At 71.4% G+C, this 18,034-nt stretch carries 16 protein-coding genes; 12 read left to right on the forward strand and 4 right to left on the reverse strand.

What is annotated here, in order from left to right; genetic code table 11:
- The 3 genes from CR470_RS24935 to CR470_RS24945 form a co-directional block, all read left to right on the forward strand.
- Positions 1-372 (forward strand): (2Fe-2S)-binding protein (locus tag CR470_RS24935; protein WP_179892371.1); only part of this gene is annotated, 372 nt, incomplete at its 5' end.
- Between the two features lie 10 nt (positions 373-382).
- Entirely contained in the window at positions 383-1,297 is a 915-nt protein-coding gene (locus CR470_RS24940) for a dihydrodipicolinate synthase family protein (RefSeq protein WP_097869778.1), read from the forward strand.
- 1 nt (position 1,298) lies between these two features.
- On the forward strand, positions 1,299-2,300 hold the full coding sequence (locus CR470_RS24945; protein ID WP_097869779.1) for a proline racemase family protein: 1,002 nt from the start codon (positions 1,299-1,301) through the stop codon (positions 2,298-2,300).
- A gap of 85 nt (positions 2,301-2,385) precedes the next feature.
- Here the strand turns inward: CR470_RS24945 and CR470_RS24950 are convergent, their stop codons facing one another.
- Both CR470_RS24950 and CR470_RS24955 read right to left on the reverse strand, forming a co-directional pair.
- Entirely contained in the window at positions 2,386-3,096 is a 711-nt protein-coding gene (locus CR470_RS24950; protein WP_097869780.1) for a GntR family transcriptional regulator, read from the reverse strand.
- A 79-nt stretch (positions 3,097-3,175) separates the two neighbouring features.
- Positions 3,176-4,636: an aminopeptidase P family protein gene (locus CR470_RS24955; RefSeq protein WP_097869781.1), complete on the reverse strand. Its 1,461-nt coding sequence runs from the start codon at positions 4,634-4,636 to the stop codon at positions 3,176-3,178.
- A 488-nt stretch (positions 4,637-5,124) separates the two neighbouring features.
- Here CR470_RS24955 and CR470_RS24960 point away from each other — a divergent pair, with 488 nt between their 5' ends.
- Positions 5,125-7,641, forward strand: coding sequence for a collagenase (locus tag CR470_RS24960; protein WP_257138909.1), 2,517 nt, complete (start codon positions 5,125-5,127; stop codon positions 7,639-7,641).
- 169 nt (positions 7,642-7,810) lie between these two features.
- Complete coding sequence (locus tag CR470_RS24965; RefSeq protein ID WP_097869783.1) at positions 7,811-8,869, forward strand: vWA domain-containing protein; 1,059 nt, start codon at positions 7,811-7,813, stop codon at positions 8,867-8,869.
- Between the two features lie 26 nt (positions 8,870-8,895).
- Here CR470_RS24965 and CR470_RS24970 read toward each other — a convergent pair whose 3' ends face one another.
- Complete coding sequence (locus CR470_RS24970; RefSeq protein WP_097869784.1) at positions 8,896-9,546, reverse strand: LysE family translocator; 651 nt, start codon at positions 9,544-9,546, stop codon at positions 8,896-8,898.
- A 170-nt stretch (positions 9,547-9,716) separates the two neighbouring features.
- Here CR470_RS24970 and CR470_RS24975 point away from each other — a divergent pair, with 170 nt between their 5' ends.
- Complete coding sequence (locus tag CR470_RS24975; protein ID WP_097869791.1) at positions 9,717-11,060, forward strand: aminotransferase-like domain-containing protein; 1,344 nt, start codon at positions 9,717-9,719, stop codon at positions 11,058-11,060.
- Positions 11,061-11,084: 24 nt separating this feature from the next.
- Here CR470_RS24975 and CR470_RS24980 read toward each other — a convergent pair whose 3' ends face one another.
- Complete coding sequence (locus tag CR470_RS24980) at positions 11,085-11,519, reverse strand: hypothetical protein (protein ID WP_097869785.1); 435 nt, start codon at positions 11,517-11,519, stop codon at positions 11,085-11,087.
- A gap of 116 nt (positions 11,520-11,635) precedes the next feature.
- Here CR470_RS24980 and CR470_RS24985 point away from each other — a divergent pair, with 116 nt between their 5' ends.
- From CR470_RS24985 to CR470_RS25015, 6 genes are all read left to right on the forward strand, one after another.
- Entirely contained in the window at positions 11,636-12,451 is an 816-nt protein-coding gene (locus tag CR470_RS24985; RefSeq protein ID WP_097869792.1) for a helix-turn-helix transcriptional regulator, read from the forward strand.
- A gap of 377 nt (positions 12,452-12,828) precedes the next feature.
- Complete coding sequence (locus tag CR470_RS24995; RefSeq protein WP_097869787.1) at positions 12,829-13,815, forward strand: hypothetical protein; 987 nt, start codon at positions 12,829-12,831, stop codon at positions 13,813-13,815.
- Positions 13,816-14,102: 287 nt separating this feature from the next.
- Entirely contained in the window at positions 14,103-15,152 is a 1,050-nt protein-coding gene (locus tag CR470_RS25000) for an iron-siderophore ABC transporter substrate-binding protein (protein WP_097869788.1), read from the forward strand.
- Between the two features lie 50 nt (positions 15,153-15,202).
- Complete coding sequence (locus CR470_RS25005; RefSeq protein ID WP_097869789.1) at positions 15,203-16,249, forward strand: FecCD family ABC transporter permease; 1,047 nt, start codon at positions 15,203-15,205, stop codon at positions 16,247-16,249.
- The gene (locus tag CR470_RS25010) at positions 16,246-17,313 is read left to right on the forward strand and encodes a FecCD family ABC transporter permease (RefSeq protein ID WP_097869790.1); all 1,068 of its coding nucleotides are present in this window, start codon (positions 16,246-16,248) and stop codon (positions 17,311-17,313) included. Before CR470_RS25005 ends, CR470_RS25010 begins: the two co-directional genes overlap by 4 nt.
- Before the next feature lie 57 nt (positions 17,314-17,370).
- Positions 17,371-17,943, forward strand: a complete 573-nt coding sequence (locus tag CR470_RS25015; RefSeq protein WP_097869793.1) for a hypothetical protein — start codon at positions 17,371-17,373, stop codon at positions 17,941-17,943.
- The last annotated feature ends 91 nt before the right edge of the window (positions 17,944-18,034 follow it).

Below are 18,034 nucleotides of genomic sequence, written 5' to 3' on the forward strand. Positions count from 1 at the left end.
CGCCGCCCCGGCGCGGAGCGCCGGGCGGTGGCCCGGCACCGGGCGTTCGCCCGGGCGATGGCCCAGGCGCACCCCCTGCCTCCGGCCTGGCCCGCGTGGCTGACCGACGACACACCGGTCTGCCGGTGCGAAGAGGTCACCGCCGGAGCGGTCCGGTCCGCCCGCGACGACGCCGCGGCAGCCGACCACCGGCAGGTCAAACAGCTGACCAGGGCCGGCATGGGCTGGTGCCAGGGCCGGATGTGCGGGCCCGCCGTGCACTGCCTCGTCACCCGTGACCAGCCCTACGCCCCCGCCGAGCGGCTGATCGCGACCCCCGTCACCCTCGGTGCGCTCGCCGATTCGGGCGAGTCCACTCCCGACCCCATCTGAGGAGTTCCCCATGGACCTGGACCGCACCTCCAGCCGCACCCGCATGCCCTGGCACGGCGTCATCGTCGCGACGAGCCTCCCGTTCGGCCCGGATCTCGCCGTCGACCACGGCGCCTACGGGGACAACGTCGCCCGGCTCGCCGAACAGGGCCTGCACGGCGTCGCCCCGAACGGCTCGCTGGGCGAATACCAGACCCTGACGTACGAGGAACGCGACCGCGTCGTGGAGACCGCCGTCGCGAACGCCCCGGAGGGCTTCACCGTGATGCCGGGTGTCGGAGCGTACGGCGCGATCGAGGCGAGGCGGCACGCGCGGTTCGCCAAGGACGCGGGCTGCCAGGCCGTCATGTGCCTGCCGCCCAACGCCTATCGGGCCGACGACCGCGCCGTCCTGGAGCACTACGCGATGGTCGCCTCCGCCGGACTCCCCGTCACCGCCTACAACAACCCCATCGACACCAAGGTCGACCTGCGCCCGGAGCTGCTGGCGAAACTGCATGCCGAGGGATTCATCGTGGGCGTGAAGGAGTTCTCCGGCGACGTCCGCCGGTGTTACGCCATCAACGAACTCGCCCCCGGGCTCGACCTGATCGTCGGCACCGACGACACCCTCCTGGAAGTCGGCGTCGCCGGCGCCAAGGGCTGGGTCGCCGGCTACCCCCAGGTCTTCCCGCGCGCCTGCCTCGACCTCTACAACGCCTCGCTGGCCGGCGACCTCGACACCGCGCTCCCGCTCTACCGGCAGCTCCACTCCGTACTGCGCTGGGACAGCAGGACCGAGTTCGTCCAGGCGATCAAGCTCGGCCAGGACATGGTCGGCCGGACCGGCGGCGTCTGCCGTCCGCCCCGGCGGGCCCTGGACCCGGAGACCGAGGCCGTCGTCCGCTCCGCCACCCAGACCCTCATCGACGCGGGGGTGAACTGACGTGCGCTCGAAGGTCTGTTACCACGCGGTCGACTCGCACACCGAGGGCATGCCGACCCGGGTCGTCACCGGCGGGGTGGGCGTCCTGCCGGGCGCGACGATGGCCGAGCGGCGGCAGCGGTTCATGGCGGAGCGCGACGGGCTGCGCACCCTGCTCATGTGCGAGCCGCGCGGGCACGGAGCCATGTCCGGAGCGATCCTCCAGCCCCCGACCCGGCCGGACGCCGACTTCGGCGTGCTGTTCATCGAGGTCTCCGGCTGCCTGCCCATGTGCGGCCACGGCACCATCGGCGTGGCGACGGTCCTCGTGGAGACGGGCATGGTCGAGGCGGTCGAGCCGGAGACCCTCATCCGCCTCGACACCCCCGCCGGCCTCGTCACGGCACGGGTCGCCGTGCGCGACGGCCGCGCGGAGTCCGTCACCCTGGAGAACGTCGCCTCCTACAGCCACGCCCTGGACCAGGTCGTCGAGGTCGAGGGGTTCGGCCCGGTCCGCTACGACATGGCGTACGGCGGCAACTTCTACGCGATCGTGCGCACCGAGGACCTCGGCATCCCCTTCGACCGGGCGGAGAAGGGGCGGCTGCTCGACGCGGGGCTGGCCGTCATGGGGGCGATCAACGAGCGGAACCCGGTGGTCCACCCGGAGAATCCCGCGATCGACGTCTGCCACCACGTCTATCTGGAGGCGCCCGGGTCCACCGCCGAGCACTCGCGGCACGCCATGGCGATCCACCCCGGGTGGTTCGACCGGTCGCCCTGCGGTACGGGCACCAGTGCCCGGATGGCCCAACTGCACGCGCGGGGGCAGCTGAGGACCGGGAGTGACTTCGTCAACGAGTCCTTCATCGGCTCCCGCTTCACGGGCCGGATCCTGGCGGAGACCACGGTCGGCGGCAGGCCCGCCGTCCTGCCCTCCGTCACCGGCCGCGCCTGGATCACCGGGACCGCGCAGTACCTGCTCGACCCCACGGACCCCTATCCGACGGGATTCACCGTATGACGGCGGATCCGGGGCCGCCCGTCCGCCGATGCCCGATTCCGGCGGGTCCTTTCGGCAACACGTGCCGCCCGCCAGGACTTCGGCGTCAGCGCACGCCGAGCTTGCGGGACGGGGCGGCTCGCTCGGCTTCCCGCTTCCGGGCCGCCCACAGGGTCCGCACATGCGCGAGATGGCGGCGCATGTGCTCCTCGGCCCCCTCCACGTCCCCCGCGATCATGATGTCCAGGAGCGCGGTGTGCTCCCGCGCCGAACCCACCAGCGCCCCCTCCTGGGACAGGTCGGTGAGCCCGTAGAGACGGGAGCGCTTGCGCAGGTCGGCCACGGTCTCCACGAGGCGGGCGTTCCCGGCGAGGGCGAGCAGATCGAGATGGAAGCGGCGGTCCGACTCCAGATAGGCGATCAGGTCGCCGCCCTGCGCGGCGGTCACGATCTCCTCGGCCACCGGGCGCACCGCCTCCAACTGTTCGCGGGAGGCGGTGCGGGTCACGCGGCCGATGGTGGGGATCTCGATGAGGGCGCGGATCTCGGTGTACTCGTCCAGGTCGCGCTCGGAGAGTTCGGTGACGCGGAACCCCTTGTTGCGCACCGCCTCGACCATGCCCTCGCGGGCCAGATCCAGCATGGCCTCGCGCACGGGCGTGGCGGAGACGCCGTACTCGGCGGCGAGCGTGGGCGCCGAGTAGATCACGCCGGGCTGGAGTTCCCCCGCTATCAGCGCGGCACGCAAGGCGTTGGCCACCTGGTCGCGCAGATGCTCCTGCACCGAGATGAGTTTGCGGGACTTCAGCTCACTCATGCATTCCCCTTCAATGATGTGGCACCGCACTATACAATGTCACGTTGCGCAGTGCCTCATCCCGCGAGGGCCAACGATGTCAGCTGTCCAGGAGGCGGGCCATCCACTCCTCGACGCCGCCGACCGTCCTGGGCAGCGCGCCGGAGAGCAGCTGCGCGCCGTCCGCCGTGATCACCAGGTCGTCCTCGATGCGCACCCCCATGCCGCGCAGCTCGGGCGGCAGCGTCTCGTCGTCCGGCTGGAGGTAGAGCCCGGGCTCGACGGTGAGTACGTGGCCCTCCTCCAGTACGCCGTCGAGATAGGTCTCCGCGCGGGCCCGCGCGCAGTCGTGCAGGTCGATGCCGAGCATGTGCCCGCTGCTGCACAGGGTGTAGCGGCGGTACAGGTCGCTGTCGTCGGCGAGCGCCTCCTCGGGCGGGATCGGCAGGATGCTCCACGCGTGCAGTCCCTCGGCGATGACCCGCATGGCCTCGCGGTGGAAGTCCCGGAACCGGGCCCCGGGACGCAGGACGCCGATGGCGGCCTCCTGCGCGGCCAGCACCAGTTCGTAGACGTCGCGTTGGACCGGCGAGAAGCGGCCCGACAGGGGGAGGGTGCGGGTGATGTCGGCGGTGTAAAGGGTGTCGGTCTCCACCCCCGCGTCGAGCAGCAGCAGTTGGGACGGTGCGAGCGGCCCGTCGTTGCGGATCCAGTGCAGGACGCAGGCGTGCGCGCCCGCCGCCGCGATGGTCTCGTAACCCGTGCCGTTGCCCTCGCTCCGGGCACGCAGCTGGAACACGCCCTCGATCCAGCGTTCGCCCCGGGGGTGGCGCAGGGCGTCGGGCAGGGCGCGCGCGACGTCCTCGAAGCCCGCCGTGGTGTGGTCGACGGCCAGTTGGAGCTGGCCGACCTCCCAGGCGTCCTTCCGCAACCGGAGTTCGGCGAGCGCGGCAGCCAACTCGGCGTCGCCCGAGGGGGTATGCGCGCGCGTAGCCAGCAGGCCGTCCACCCGTGAGTCGACGCCGACGAGCAGCCGCGTCGAAGGCTGCGGGCCGGCGAGGAGCTTCGCCAGGTCGTCGAGGTGGGCGCAGCGCAGCCCGGTCAGCGCCGCCGTCTCGTCCAGGTCGGGGCGGCGGCCGACCCAGAACTCGCCGTAGCGGCGGTCGCGGTAGAAGTCGCTGGTGTTCCGGGAGGAGCGGGGGCGCACGTGGAGCACCGCCTCGTGCCCCTCGGACCCGGAGGGTTCGAGGACCAGGACGTGGTCGGGCTGCTCCTCGCCGGTCAGTCCGGTCAGCCAGGCGTAGGCGCTGTGCGGACGGAATCGGTGGTCGGTGTCGTTCGAACGGACCTTGAGCGTCCCGGAGGGTATGACGAGCCGCTCGCCCGGAAAGCGGGCCGACAGCCGCTCCAGGCGGTCCGGCAGCAGGGCGCGGCCGGGCACCTGTGCGCCGACGGGCAGGGGGGACGGTGCCCAGTCGGCCGCCATGAAGGCGTCCAGGGCGGCGGTGACGGGCAGGTCGTGGCTGCCGGTGTGTATCTGGGCCGGGGACTCCGCGGTCATGGGTCTCCTTCGAGGGGATACGAGGGTGAGTGGGATGCCGTGACGGCGGGCGCCGTCTGCCATGCCGAGCGGTCGCCGCTCCAGGTCGTGGGCCCGACGCGCGCACGGCGGCCTGCCGCTTCCCCGGAACGGACTGAGAGGTTCCTGGCGGCCCGTCACGCGCCCGGGCCGCCTCCGCCCGCCTGGCCAACTCCGCCCCGCCGGGCGGCGTTCAGCGGAAAGTCGTAGCGGATTCGGCACCACGACTTCCCTGTGATGTGTGACCTGTGCCATTGTACATGGCACAGGGCGTGGGCATGTCAACGTCAGGTTTCGGCCCCTTCCGTCCGGCCGGCAGCACGGCACGACAACACCCCCTGACCCACGCCCTGTGCATCCCATCGGTCACGCATGCGCGTGCCTCCGATCCCTCTGGGAGGAACAACGTGAGAACCACACTCGTCCGCCGAGGTGTGGGTGCCGTTCTGCCCCTGGCCCTGGCCGGGGTGATGAGCGTCGCGCTGCTCGTGCAGCCGGCCCAGGCGCAGCCGAACTCCCCTTCGGTCGCCACGGCATCGAACGCGTCCCAGCCGTCCCGCCCCGCCGGCTCGGCCGACCCCGCGCCGCGGGCACGGCAGTCCCCCGCCCCGGACACCGGCCATCAGTCCAAGGACCGGTTGAAGGCGTCCCAGCTCCCCCCGCTGAGCGCCGACAAGTCCCCGCTCAAGGAGGCCTACGGCGAGCACGACGCCCCGCCGAAGCGGAGCGCGGGCGAGAAGTCGTCGGCGAAGGCGGCCGCCGCGTGCGACCCGGCCGACTTCACCGGCCGCACCGGAAGCGAACTGGTGCGGCACATCAAGGCATCCACCACGGACTGCGTGAACACCTTGTTCGGCCTGACCGGCAACAACGCCCAACTGGCCTTCCGCGAGTCCCAGATGGCCTCCGTGGCCTACGCGCTGCGCGACAACGCGGCCTACTACCCGGGTGACGGCAGTACCGGCACCCCGCAGCTCGTGCTGTACCTCCGGGCCGGGTACTACGTGCAGTGGTACAACCCGGATGTCGTCGGGCCGTACGGCCCCACCCTGCGGACCGCCATCCGCTCGGGCCTCGACGCGTTCTTCGCCAGCTCCCGGTCGCGCGACGTCACCGACGCCAACGGCGAGACCCTGTCCGAGGCGGTCATCCTGATCGACAGCGCCGCGGAGAACGCCCGGTACATCCCCGTCGTCAAGCGGCTGCTGGCGGACTACGACCTCACCTGGAACGCCTCCTCGCGCATGCTCGCCGCGGTCAACAACGTGTACACGGTGACCTTCCGGGGCCACCAGGTACCCGCGTTCGTCAGCGCCGTCGAGTCGGACCCGAGCCTCATCGACGCGCTGCACCGCTTCGCCGCCGACCACCTCTCCCTGCTGGAGGGCGACCAGGCGTATCTGACCTCCAACGCCGGACGGGAGCTGGGCCGTTTCCTCCAGCACACGAGCCTGCGGAGCAAGGTCCGCCCGCTGGCCACCGCCCTGCTCCGGGACACCTCCATCACCGGCCCCACCGCCCCGCTCTGGGTGGGCATAGCGGAGATGGCCGACTACTACGACAAGGTGAACTGCTCCACGTACGGCCTCTGCGACCTCCAGGAGCGCCTCAAGCGCGAGGTCCTGCCGGTCCGCCACTCCTGTAGCCCCAGCATCCGCATCCTGGCCCAGCAGATGACGGCCGCCGAGCTGAGCGCCAGCTGTACCAGCCTCGTCGAGCAGGACGCCTACTTCCACCGGATCGCCAAGGACAACGGCCCGGTCGCCGACGACAACAACACCGCCATCGAGGTGATCGCCTACGACTCCAGCGCCGACTACCAGACCTACGCGGGCGCGATGTACGGGATCGACACCAACAATGGTGGCATGTACCTGGAGGGCGACCCCTCCGTCGTGGGCAACCAGCCCCGCTTCATCGCCTACGAGGCCGAGTGGCTGCGGCCGGACTTCCACATCTGGAACCTCAACCACGAGTACACCCACTACCTCGACGGCCGCTTCACCATGTACGGCGACTTCGCCGCCAACATGACCACCCCCACCATCTGGTGGGTCGAGGGCTTCGCGGAGTACATCTCCTACCACTACCGCCAGGAGCCCTACACCGCGGCGATGACCGAGGCCGGCAAGGGCACCTACGCCCTGTCCACCCTGTTCAGCACCGACTACAGCCACGACACCACCCGCGTCTACCGCTGGGGCTACCTCGCCGTGCGGTACATGCTGGAGAAGCACCCCGCCGACCTGGACAAGGTGCTCGCCCACTACCGCGCCGGCGAGTGGAGCGCCGCCCGGACCTACCTCACCAGTACCGTCGGCACCCGCTACGACAGCGACTGGAAGACCTGGCTCGCCGCATGCGCCGCCGGTGACTGCGGTGGCGGCGGTCAGCCGGGCAACCAGGCCCCCACCGCCGACTTCACCGCCGCGGTCTCGGATCTGACGGTCACCCTCACCGACCGCTCCACCGACGCCGACGGAACCATCGCCTCCCGCTCCTGGGACTTCGGCGACGGCACCACCTCCGCGCAGATCAACCCCACCAAGTCCTACAGCGCCGCGGGCAGCTACACGGTCCGGCTGACCGTGACCGACGATCAGGGCACCACGGCCACCGCCACCCGGACGGTCACCGTGACCGGCGGCTCCACCGTCGGCGAGTGCACCGACTCCGACACCCGCGTGCTGGGGAAGAACTGCCGCCGCAGCAACCTCTCCGCCCCCACCGGCGACTACGCCTACCTCTACCTGAACATCCCGGCCGGCACCAGGACGCTGAAGATCACCGTCAGCGGCGGCACCGGCAACGCCGACCTCTACTACAGCAACTCCACCTGGGCCACCATCGGCTCGCACACCGACCGGGCCACCGGACCGGGCAACTCCCACACCCTGACGATCAGCGACCCGCCGTCCGGCGCCAACTACATCAGCCTCCGCGCGGTGGCCGCCTTCGGCGGCGCCACCGTCACCACCGCGTACTGACCCGCCGCTTCACGCCCCGCTCGGGGCCGGCGCCACCGGCGCCGGCCCCGGCTCGGGCGCGCCCTGGGCGCGGATGACCGTCGGACGGAAAGCATTGTCAGTGCCTCCCCATAGAGTCGAAGCATCACTCGGGGGAGCACCGGGGAGCACCGGACGAAGGAGCAGAACCATGTCCGCCAACAGGATCCAGCACAAGGTGAATCACGTCGCTCTGGTCGTGGACGCCTCGGGTTCCATGTACCAGCACCAGAGTCAGCTCATCCGCGTCGTGGACGAGTTCGTGGCGGGGCTGAAGGCCGAGTCGGACAGTCTCGGCCATGAGACGCGGATCAGTCTCTACTCCTTCGACCACCGGGTGGAGAACCTGGTCTGGGACATGGACGTGAAGCACCTTCCGTCCATGCGAGGGCTCTACAAGGTCAACAACGGCGCCACCGCCCTCATCGAGGCCTCGCTGAAGTCCCTGGACGACCTGGGGCACATCTGGGAGGAGTACGGCGAGCACAGCTTCCTCCAGATCGTCGTGACGGACGGCGAGGAGAACGCCTCGGGCGGCGACCGCCGGCACGACGGCGACATGACCATCCTCGGTCCCTGGCTCGACCGGATCACCGCGAAGATGAACGGGCTCCCGGGGCACTGGACCTCCGCGATCCTCGTTCCGAACTCCCTGGCGAAGCGCACCGCGCAGAACTACGGCTTCCCGGCCGGAAACATCGCCATCTGGGACGCGGACTCCCAGAAGGGCGTCGAGGACGCGATCGGCACCGTGCGCGCCGCCGCCACCAGCTTCCTGCGGGGCCGCGAGCAGGGCGTGCGCGGCACGAAGAACCTGTTCGCCGTCGGCCAGGACATATCGGTCGACGACGTGCGGGCCAACCTCGAACCGGTCGCGGCCGACAAGTACCGGCTGCTGAAGGTCGACAAGGAGATGGAGATCCGCGCCTTCGTCGACTCGCATCCGGGCGTCACCTACGAACGCGGCTCCTGCTACTACCAGTTGGGCACCCGGGTGCAGGTGCAGCCCGACAAGGAGGTCATCGTCGTCGAGAAGGACACCGACCGCGCCTATACGGGCGAGGCGGCGCGCAACCTCCTGTTCGGTGCCGGGGTCCGGGGGACCGTCTCCGTGAAGGCCGGCAACAACCCCAAGCTGGAGGTCTATGTGCAGAGCCGTTCGGTGAACAGGAAGCTCAAGGCCGATACGCGTCTGCTCATCATGCTCTGACCGCGGCCGGTGGCTCGGTCCGTGGTTCAGCCCGAGGCCGCCGGGGCCGAGGTGTCCGTCGCCACCGACACGGCGAGCAGGCCCAGGGCCGTGCCCATCAGGTAGCGCTGGGCGCGGAGCCAGGAGGGGCGGCGGGCGAGGAAGACGGCGATGGCTCCCGCCGCCAGGACGATGCCCAGGTTGACGGTGAGGGCCACCGCGATCTGGACGGAGCCCAGCAGAAAGCCCTGGAGGAGGATGTTTCCCGCCTCCAGGCTGATGAACTGCGGGATGAGGGAGAGGTACATGATGGCGATCTTCGGGTTGAGCAGATTCGTCATCAGGCCCATCGCGAACAGCCTGCGCGGGGAGTCGTGCGGCATGTCCTCATCGGGGGCGAAGACGGATACCGCCCCGGGCCGCAGCGCGGTCCAGGCCAGATAGGCCAGATAGCCCGCGCCGGCCAGCTTCACGGCCACGTACAGCTCGGGCACCGCGAGGAAGACCACCGACAGGCCGAGATTCGTGGCGAGCAGATAGACCAGGAACCCCACGGCCACGCCGCCCAGGGACACCACTCCCGCGCGTCGTCCCTGGGTGATGCTGCGGGAGACGAGATAGATCATGTTGGGCCCCGGGGTGAGCACCATCCCCAGGGCGACCATCGCGACCCCCAGCACCCCGCTCAGCTCAACCATGCTCGTCCGCCGCTCTGTTCCTGTGCCGCCGGATGGTCCGGCGGCCGGGTGCCGATCGCTCGGCTCGGTGCAATCGGAGTCTAGGTTCGCTCTTCTTCTCGGTTCAATAGATGACATTGCACTCGGTGCAATGCTGTGCTTCGATGCCGTTCACCAGGGAGGTGGAGCCCGTGAAGGACTTCCGGTCCGTCGCCGACGCCGTGGCGGCGGAGATCGCGGCCGGTCGGCTCCGGGAGGGGGAACGGCTGCCTCCGCAGCGGGAGTTCGCCCGGCGGCACGCCATCGCCGACTCCACCGCCGCCCGCGTCTACCAGGAGCTGGCCCGCCGGGGCCTCACCGTCGGCCAGGTCGGCCGCGGCACGTTCGTCACGGACGCGCCCGGCGCTCCCGCTCCCGCCCCGGCCCTCTCCGAGCCTGCCGACAGTCGGATCGACCTGGAGCTCAACCACCCCGTCGTTCCCGAACAGGCCGGGCTGCTCGCCGCCGGCCTGGAGAAGCTGGTGCGCTCCGACCGCCTGGAGCCGGTGCTCCGCCCGGTCGGGCCCGCCGGTACCCCCGCCGCCCGCGAGGCGGCCGCCGCTCTCCTCACGCGCGGGCGATGGCGGCCCGACCCGGAACGGACCCTGTTCGCCGGGAACGGCCGACAGGCCATCTCCGCCGCCGTCGCCGCGCTGACCCGGCCGGGCGCCCGGCTGGGTGTCGAGGAGTTCACCTATCCGGTGCTGAAGGCCATCGCCGCCCGGCTCGGCGTCACCCTCGTGCCCCTGGCCATGGACGAGGACGGCCTGGTCCCGGAGGCGGTGGAGGAGGCGCACCGGGCGGATCCGCTGCACGCCGTCTACGTACAGCCGGTCCTCCACAACCCGCTGTCCCTCACCATGCCCGCGCGGCGGCTCGACCACCTGGCCGATGTGCTGCTGACCTCCGGGATCCACGCGATCGAGGACGCCGTCTGGTCCTTCCTGAGGGATGATCTGCCGCCGCTCGCCTCGCGGGCCGCCGAGCGGACCGTCCTCGTCGACAGCCTCTCCAAACGCCTCTCCCCGGGGCTGTCCCTCGGGTTCGCCGTCGCCCCCGAGGCGATGGCGGGACGGGTCGCGGGGGCCCTGCGCTCCGGAGGGTGGACGCCCATGCGGTTTCCCCTGGAGGCGATGGCGCAGTGGCAGGCGGACGGCGCCGTCGACATCCTCGTACGAGCGAAACAGCGGGAGGCCCGGGCGCGGCAGGAGATCGCGCACCGGCACCTCGGGGACTTCCGCACGCGCGGCGCCCCGTTCTCCTACTACCGTTGGTGGGAGCTGCCCAGCCCTTGGCGCGCGGACACCTTCGTCGCCGCCGCCGCACGGCACGGCATCGCGGTGACCCCGGCCGCGGCGTTCTCCGCGGGCCGCCCCCGGGGCCCGCAGGCGGTCCGCCTCGGCCTGGCGTCACCCACCGAGGAGACCCTCTCCCGGGCCCTCGCGATCCTCGCCGACCTCGCCCGGTCCGCTCCGGACGACTTCGCGGGGGAGTGAGGGCGTGGCCCCGACGGCGTCCGGTCAGGCAGTCGCCGCGGTCATCCGCCGCAGCCCCGTGTACTGGAGCGCGGAGTAGACCGTCACGATCAGCGCGCCGATCAGCAGGAACACCACCCCGAACCCGTTGAGCGGCACGAAGTCGGCGAAGGCCGTCACGACGCACCCGACCGCGCACAGGGCGTTCACCGCGACGACGGTCCTGGCCAGGGCGGGCGGGATCACCGGGTAGCCGGCGATCAGGGCGAGGGAGGCCGCCCCGCCGATCTGGAAGATTCCGAACGCCACGGCGAAGGAGACCGGCATCCCGGTCGCGGAGCCGAGCGGCCCGGCGGCCGCGACCAGCACGACGCCCATCACGGCGGTGCTCACGCTGTCGACGCGCAGCACCAGACGGAGGAACCGGGCGGCGTCCCGTGCGGGGGCCACCGGTGCGGACGGGGTGAGGGTGTACGTCATCTCGGATCTCCTTCGGCCGGTGGGTTCGGTGACACCGTGCCACGCGCAAGGGGCCGCACTCCATGACCTCCCAGGTCATGGACGCGTGGACGGCGGACCACGGATACGGTGAGGTCATGGAGACCGAAGAACCTTCCCGGGTGGGCCTGTTGCTCCGGGAGTGGCGCCGCCGCCGCAAGCTCAGCCAGCTCGACCTGGCGCTGCGGGCGGATTCCTCGACCCGGCACCTCTCCTGCGTGGAGACGGGCCGTGCCCGGCCGAGCCGGGAGATGGTCCTCCGGCTCGCCGAGCACCTCGACGTCCCGCTGCGGGACCGCAACGGCCTGCTGTTGGCCGCCGGTTACGCCCCCGCGTACCGGGAGTCGCCGCTCGACAGCGAGCGGATGGCCATGGTCCGCTCCGCTGTCCGGGCGATGCTGGCCGGCCACGAGCCGTACCCTGCCGCCGCGATCGACCGGATCTGGAACATCGTCGACCACAACGACGCGATGTCCCTCCTGCTCGGCACCGTACCGCCGCATCTGACGGAGTCGGGCGGCAATGTGATGCGGCTGATCCTCCACCCGGAGGGCCTCGCCTCCCAGTGCCTGAACTTTGCCCAGGTCCGCGCCCACGCCCTCGGCAGGCTGCGGCACCAGGTCGACACCACCGGCCACCGCGATCTGCGGGAGCTGTACGAGGAGGTGTCCACCTACCCGGCCCCGCCGGACCTCGACGCCGACCCCGGGCCGGTGGACCCGACGGGCATCGTCGTCCCGCTGCGCATCCGCACGCCGCTCGGCGACATGGCGTTCTTCAGCACGATCGCCACCTTCGGGGCGCCCGCCGACGTGACTCTCTCGGAACTCGCGGTGGAGTCGTTCTTCCCGATGGACGAGCAGACGGACACCTTGCTGCGTGCCCTGGCGGCGATGGGCGGCGAGGGTCAGTGACGGGGCGCTCCCGAGCCTGAGCGAGGCCCCCCGTGCGGGTGGGCACGGAAGGCCCGTCCGTCGGTCCGCATCTGGTGTGCCCGCAACCGGCCCGCCTGCTCGATCAGCAGGCCGTCCGCGTTCTCGGTGGGTCCGCGACGCCCGCGCCGGACCAGCACCACCGCGCACCACACGGCCGCCCCGCCCAGTCCAGCCGTCAGTGCGACGAATGCCCCCATGGAATCCCGCTCTCATCCGCTCCGGTCGAACCGTGAGGGTGATTCTCCCTGCCCTCGTTCCCCTGCCACAAGGTCGCCCCTCGATTGACTTCATACCCCTGGGGGGTATCCTGAGTGGCGAGTGGTCGCGACTCGGCGACCTCGACGAGGGAGTGGGCCATGCATACCGGTCTCAAGATCACGGCCTTCGCCGCAGGGCTCGCGGCGACCTTCGGGTCGGCGTACGCGGTGGGCGGCGCACTGGATCCCGCCGTCGCCGCGAAGGGGGCCTCCCACTCGGGCGGTCACGGTGCGAAGGATCGCCCGGCCGCGGAGAAGGGGGCGGCGGAGAGGGGTGCGGGGCAGAGGAGTGCGGGGGAAGGCACGGAGCTGCCCGGCGGCCTGCAGATCTCCCAGGGGGGCTACACCCTCGATCTCAGCACCCCGCGCGTGGAAGCGGGCGAGCCCGCCGAGCTGCGCTTCGCCGTCGTGGACGAGGGCACTTCCCGCAAGGTGACGGCGTTCCGCCGTGAGCACGACAAGGAACTGCATCTGATCGTGGCGTCGAGCGACCTCACCACCTACCGGCATCTGCACCCCGAGCGGGCCGCCGACGGCACCTGGTCCACCCCCGTCGAGCTCCCCGAGGCCGGCGGCTACCGGATCTTCGCCGACTTCACCCCGGACGTGAAGAACGCCGAGGGCGTCACCCTGGGCGCGGACCTCGCCGTATCGGGCGACGCGCGCCCCGAGGCGCTGCCGGACGCCGAGCGGACGGTGACCGTCGACGGGTACGAGGTGACGCTCGACGGTGCGCTGCGCTCCGGTGCGGGCAGCGAGCTCAAGCTGGAGGTCGCGAAGGACGGCAAGCCGGTCACCGACCTCCAGCCCTACCTCGGCGCGTACGGCCACCTCGTCGCGCTGCGCGCCGGCGACCTGGCATACCTCCACGTCCACCCGAACGGCGAGCCGGGCGACGGGCGGACGGAGCCCGGGCCCGAGGTCTCCTTCACCGCGACGGCCCCGAGCAAGGGGGCCTACCGCCTCTTCCTCGACTTCCGGCACGAGGGGAAGGTCCGTACGGCCGCCTTCACCGTGCACGCCGGGGGAGCGGCGGCCGGGGAGCCCGTGCCGGAGAACGAGGAATCCGCCGAGCACGGACACTGAGTGGCCTGTCCGTCCCGGGCGGACGCATAACGATCAGCACACGGGCGGAGCGCGTACGGGCGGAGAGGGGCCGCCGACGGTCCCGGCGAGCAACAGCCCTGCCCCCGGGGCCAGTCCACGGATCCGTTCTGCCTCGGGGCAGCGTGCCGAGGAGGGGTGCGAGGCCCGCCGGTCCCGCTGTGCGGCCCTGGTGACCCTTGGTGCGGGAGGGGGGCTTGTTGAGGTGCCGACGCCTCTGGCTTAGGCTTGCCTAACCTTCATTTGCTCGGTCAACCTGAGGACCCTCCATGCTCGGCTTCACCCGCGTGCGCCGCCACACCCTCGCCGCCACGGCCACCACCGTCGCGCTCGCCGTCGCCCTGGTCGGCTGCTCCTCGGACGGCGATGGCGACAAGGACGGGTCGAAGGACTCGGCCAAGAGCGGCGGCGCCTTCCCCGTCTCGATTCCGAGCTCGCTCGGCACCGCGAAGATCGAGGAGAAGCCCGAACGCATCGTCACCCTCGGCCAGGGCTCCGCCGAGACCGCGATAGCCCTCGGCCAGACCCCGGTCGGCATCGAGAGCTACCCCTGGGGCAGTGACGAGTCCGGCTACCTCCCGTGGATCAACGAGGCCGTCAAGAAGTCCGGCGACAAGCTGCCCAAGCAGTTCACGGGCGGCGAGGAGATCGACTTCGAGGCGATCACCGAGCTGGAGCCGGACGTCATCCTCGCCCCCTGGTCGGGCATCACGCAGAAGCAGTACGACGTCCTCAAGGACATCGCCCCCACGGTCGCCTACCCCGAGCAGGCGTGGAGCACCGACTGGGACCAGCAGATCGACATCATCGGCAAGGCGCTCGGCCGGACCGAGGACACGAACGGTCTCAAGACGAAGATCGAGAAGCAGCTCGCCGACGCCGCGGCCACCCGGCCGAACTACAAGGACGTCACCTTCTCGTACATCTACAACTCCGGCCCCGGCACCCTCGGCGTCTTCAAGCCCGAGGAGCAGCGCGTCAAGATGGTCTCCTCGCTCGGCCTGAAGGTCGACCCGGTCGTCAACGGCTTCAAGGAGACCCCCGGCACCGACTCCGCTCTCATCGGCCTGGAGAACGCCGAGAAGCTCAAGGACAGCGACCTCGTCTTCACGTTCTACACGGACGAGAAGAACCGCAAGGAGATCGAGGGCCAGAAGCTGTACGGCGCGATCCCCGCGATCAAGAAGGGCGCCGTCGTCGCGAGCAACGACAACTCCTTCGTCACCGCCTCCTCGATCATCAACCCGCTGACCGTGCCCTGGACGATCGAGCGCTACCTGCCGATCATCGACAAGGCCGTCAAGGCCGCCGGCAAGTAACTCCCGCCCGGTATCCGAACCGCCGAGCCCACAAGGCACACTCCACTCCCATGGCAACCACCACGGTCGCACCGCCGAGCGGCGCCGGTACCTCCCGTACCGGCGCCGCTCGGCCGGCGTTCCTCCTGCTCCTCGGCCTGGCCGCACTGGCCGCGCTGGCCGTCGCGCTCTGCGCGAGCGTCATGTTCGGCAGCCGCGGCACCTCGCTCGGTGATGTCGTCGACGTCCTCGGAGGCACCGCCGACCCCAACATCACCGTCATCATCGAGAGCCGCTACCCCCGGACCGTCCTCGGCGTCCTCGCCGGACTCTGCCTCGCGGTCGCCGGCACCCTCATGCAGGGCGTCTCGCGCAATCCGCTGGCCGAACCGGGCCTCCTCGGCATCAACGCCGGCGCCTCCGCGAGCATCGTCGCCGCGACCGCCTGGCTCGGGGCGTCCGGCGCCACCGACACGATGTGGTGGGCGCTGCCCGGAGCGCTGGTCGCCGGCGTCCTCGTCCATGTCATCGGCTCCGCCGGTACGGGGACGAGCGTGGTGCGCCTGGTGCTCGCCGGGGCCGTGCTCACCGCCGTGCTGATGGCGTTCATCCAGGCGGTGACCCTCAGCAAACCGCAGGTGTTCGACAGCTACCGCTACTGGGTCGTCGGAGCCCTCGGCGGCCGGGACTTCGACGTCTTCTGGTCCGTCCTGCCCTTCGCCGCCGTCGGTTTCCTGCTCGCCCTCGCCCTCGGCCCCGGCCTCAACGCCCTGGCCCTCGGCGATGCCACCGCCATCGCCCTCGGCTCGCACCCCGGGCGCACCCGGGGCGGCGGACTGCTCGCGGCCACGCTGCTCAGCGCCGCCGCGACCGCCGCCGTCGGTCCGATCGCCTTCGTCGGCCTCGCCGTCCCGCACGTCGTACGGGCCCTGGTCGGCGTCGACTTCCGCGCCCAGATCCTCTTCTCCGCCCTGCTCGGCCCCACCCTCCTGCTCCTCGCGGACGTGGTGGGCCGGGTCGTCATGCGTCCCACCGAACTCATGGTCGGCGTCGTCACCGCCTTCATCGGCGCGCCCGCGCTGCTCATCGCCGTACGCAGGATGCGGGGCACCTCATGACCGTCACCGAACAGACCGCCCCCGTACGCAAGGCTCCCCGCGGCTATCTGGTCGTCGGCCGCACCGTGGCGATACCCATGCGCCGGGCCTCCGTGTTCGCGGGCGCCGGGCTCTTCGTCCTGCTCCTCGCGGCCGCCGTCATGACGCTGGCCTGGGGGCGCCTCGGTATCGACCTCGCCGACCTGCCCGCCGCGCTCGTCGGTGATGCCGAGGGCAAGGACCGGTTCGTCTTCAACCGGCTGCGCGGCCCCCGTCTCACCGTCGCCATCGGGGTCGGCGCGGCGCTCGGCGTCTCCGGCGCGCTGTTCCAGTCCGTCACCCGCAACCCGCTCGGCAGCCCGGACGTCATCGGGCTGTCCGCCGGAGCCGGCGCGGGCGCCGCGATCTGCGCCCTGATGTTCCCCGACACGGTCCCCGTCGCCATCGGAGCGCTCCTCGGCGCGGTCCTCGCGATGGCGCTCGTGTACGTCTCCACCGGCACCGGCTTCCGCAACCCCGCCCGGCTCGTCATCGCCGGGATCGGTGTCGCCGCGATGGGCGCGGCCGTCACGCAGTACGTCGTCTACGCCCTGGAGCGCGACAAGGCCTCCGTCCTCACCGCCTACGTCAACGGCAGCCTGACGGCCCGCTCCTGGACCGACGCCACCACCGTCTGGCTGGTCCTGCTGGTCGCGGCCCCGCTGACCGCGCTGATCTCCCGGCGGCTCGACATCGGCGAGATGGGCGACGACATCGCCGAGGGGCTCGGCTCCGAGCCGAAGAAGGCCAAGACCCTCGCCGTGATCCTGGCCATCGCCCTCTCGGCCGCCGCGGTCAGCGTCTCGGGGCCCATCGCCTTCATCGCCCTGACCGCGCCCCAGATCGCCAAACGCCTCACCCGCGGCTTTGGCCCGCACCTGCTGCTCTCCGCCCTCACCGGCGGCCTGCTGCTGGTGCTCGCGGACCTCTGCTCCCAGCAGTTGGTGCTCTTCGACGACCTGCCGGTCGGGATCTACACCATGGCGATCGGCGGCGCGTACCTCGGCTATCTGCTGGTACGGGAATGGCGCAAGGGCGTGCTCTGAGTGGCGCGGGGCGGTGACGACTGGTCACGTACAGGTTCGTCGACCATACTGCCCGCCGTGGAGCAGAGCATAGATTCGAACAAGAAGCCCGAGTTCGCCGCAGGCACCGACCCGGCGTTCATCCCCCTGCCCGGACTGGCGGCACCCGTCGCGACCCGGAAGCCCGAACCGGAATCGGAGGCCGGTCCGGAGGACGCCGCTCCGGCGTCGGGGTCGGATACAGAGACGGAGCGCGAAGACGAGGCCCTGGCGGCCGCTGCGGAGGCCGACGCCGACCGGGAACCGGAAGCGGAGGCGGGCGACGCCGCCGCGGAGGCGGAGAGCGGGGCCGAGGACGATGCCGTCGAGGAGGGCCCCGTCTTCGAGGTCAGCGACCGGCGCGGTTCGATCCGGGTGGCCCGGGAAGGTGTCCGCTTCACGCTGGACGACCAGGAGGCCGAGTTCCACTGGGACGAGATCGGCGCGGTGGAGACCACCCCGGCGCGCTTCGGCCGCCGGTTCACGGTGACCGTCCATCTGTCGAGCCGCCGCTGGTTCAACGCCGAGGTCGAGGCGGCGAGCCGCGCCGAGCTCAAGGGCTGGCCGGCCGAGCTGGACACCGTCCTGGACGCCTACTTCGAGGAGTCCTGAACCGGCGGCCGTGAGGCACCCCGGTGGAGGCCGGGCCGATGAGGCCGGAGGCCGGACGGCGGTTCCGGCCGCGCCGCGCGGCGCTGGGGCG

Origin of the sequence: Streptomyces sp. rh34 (assembly GCF_002551245.1) — a bacterium.
In the GTDB taxonomy this organism is placed as follows: domain Bacteria; phylum Actinomycetota; class Actinomycetes; order Streptomycetales; family Streptomycetaceae; genus Streptomyces.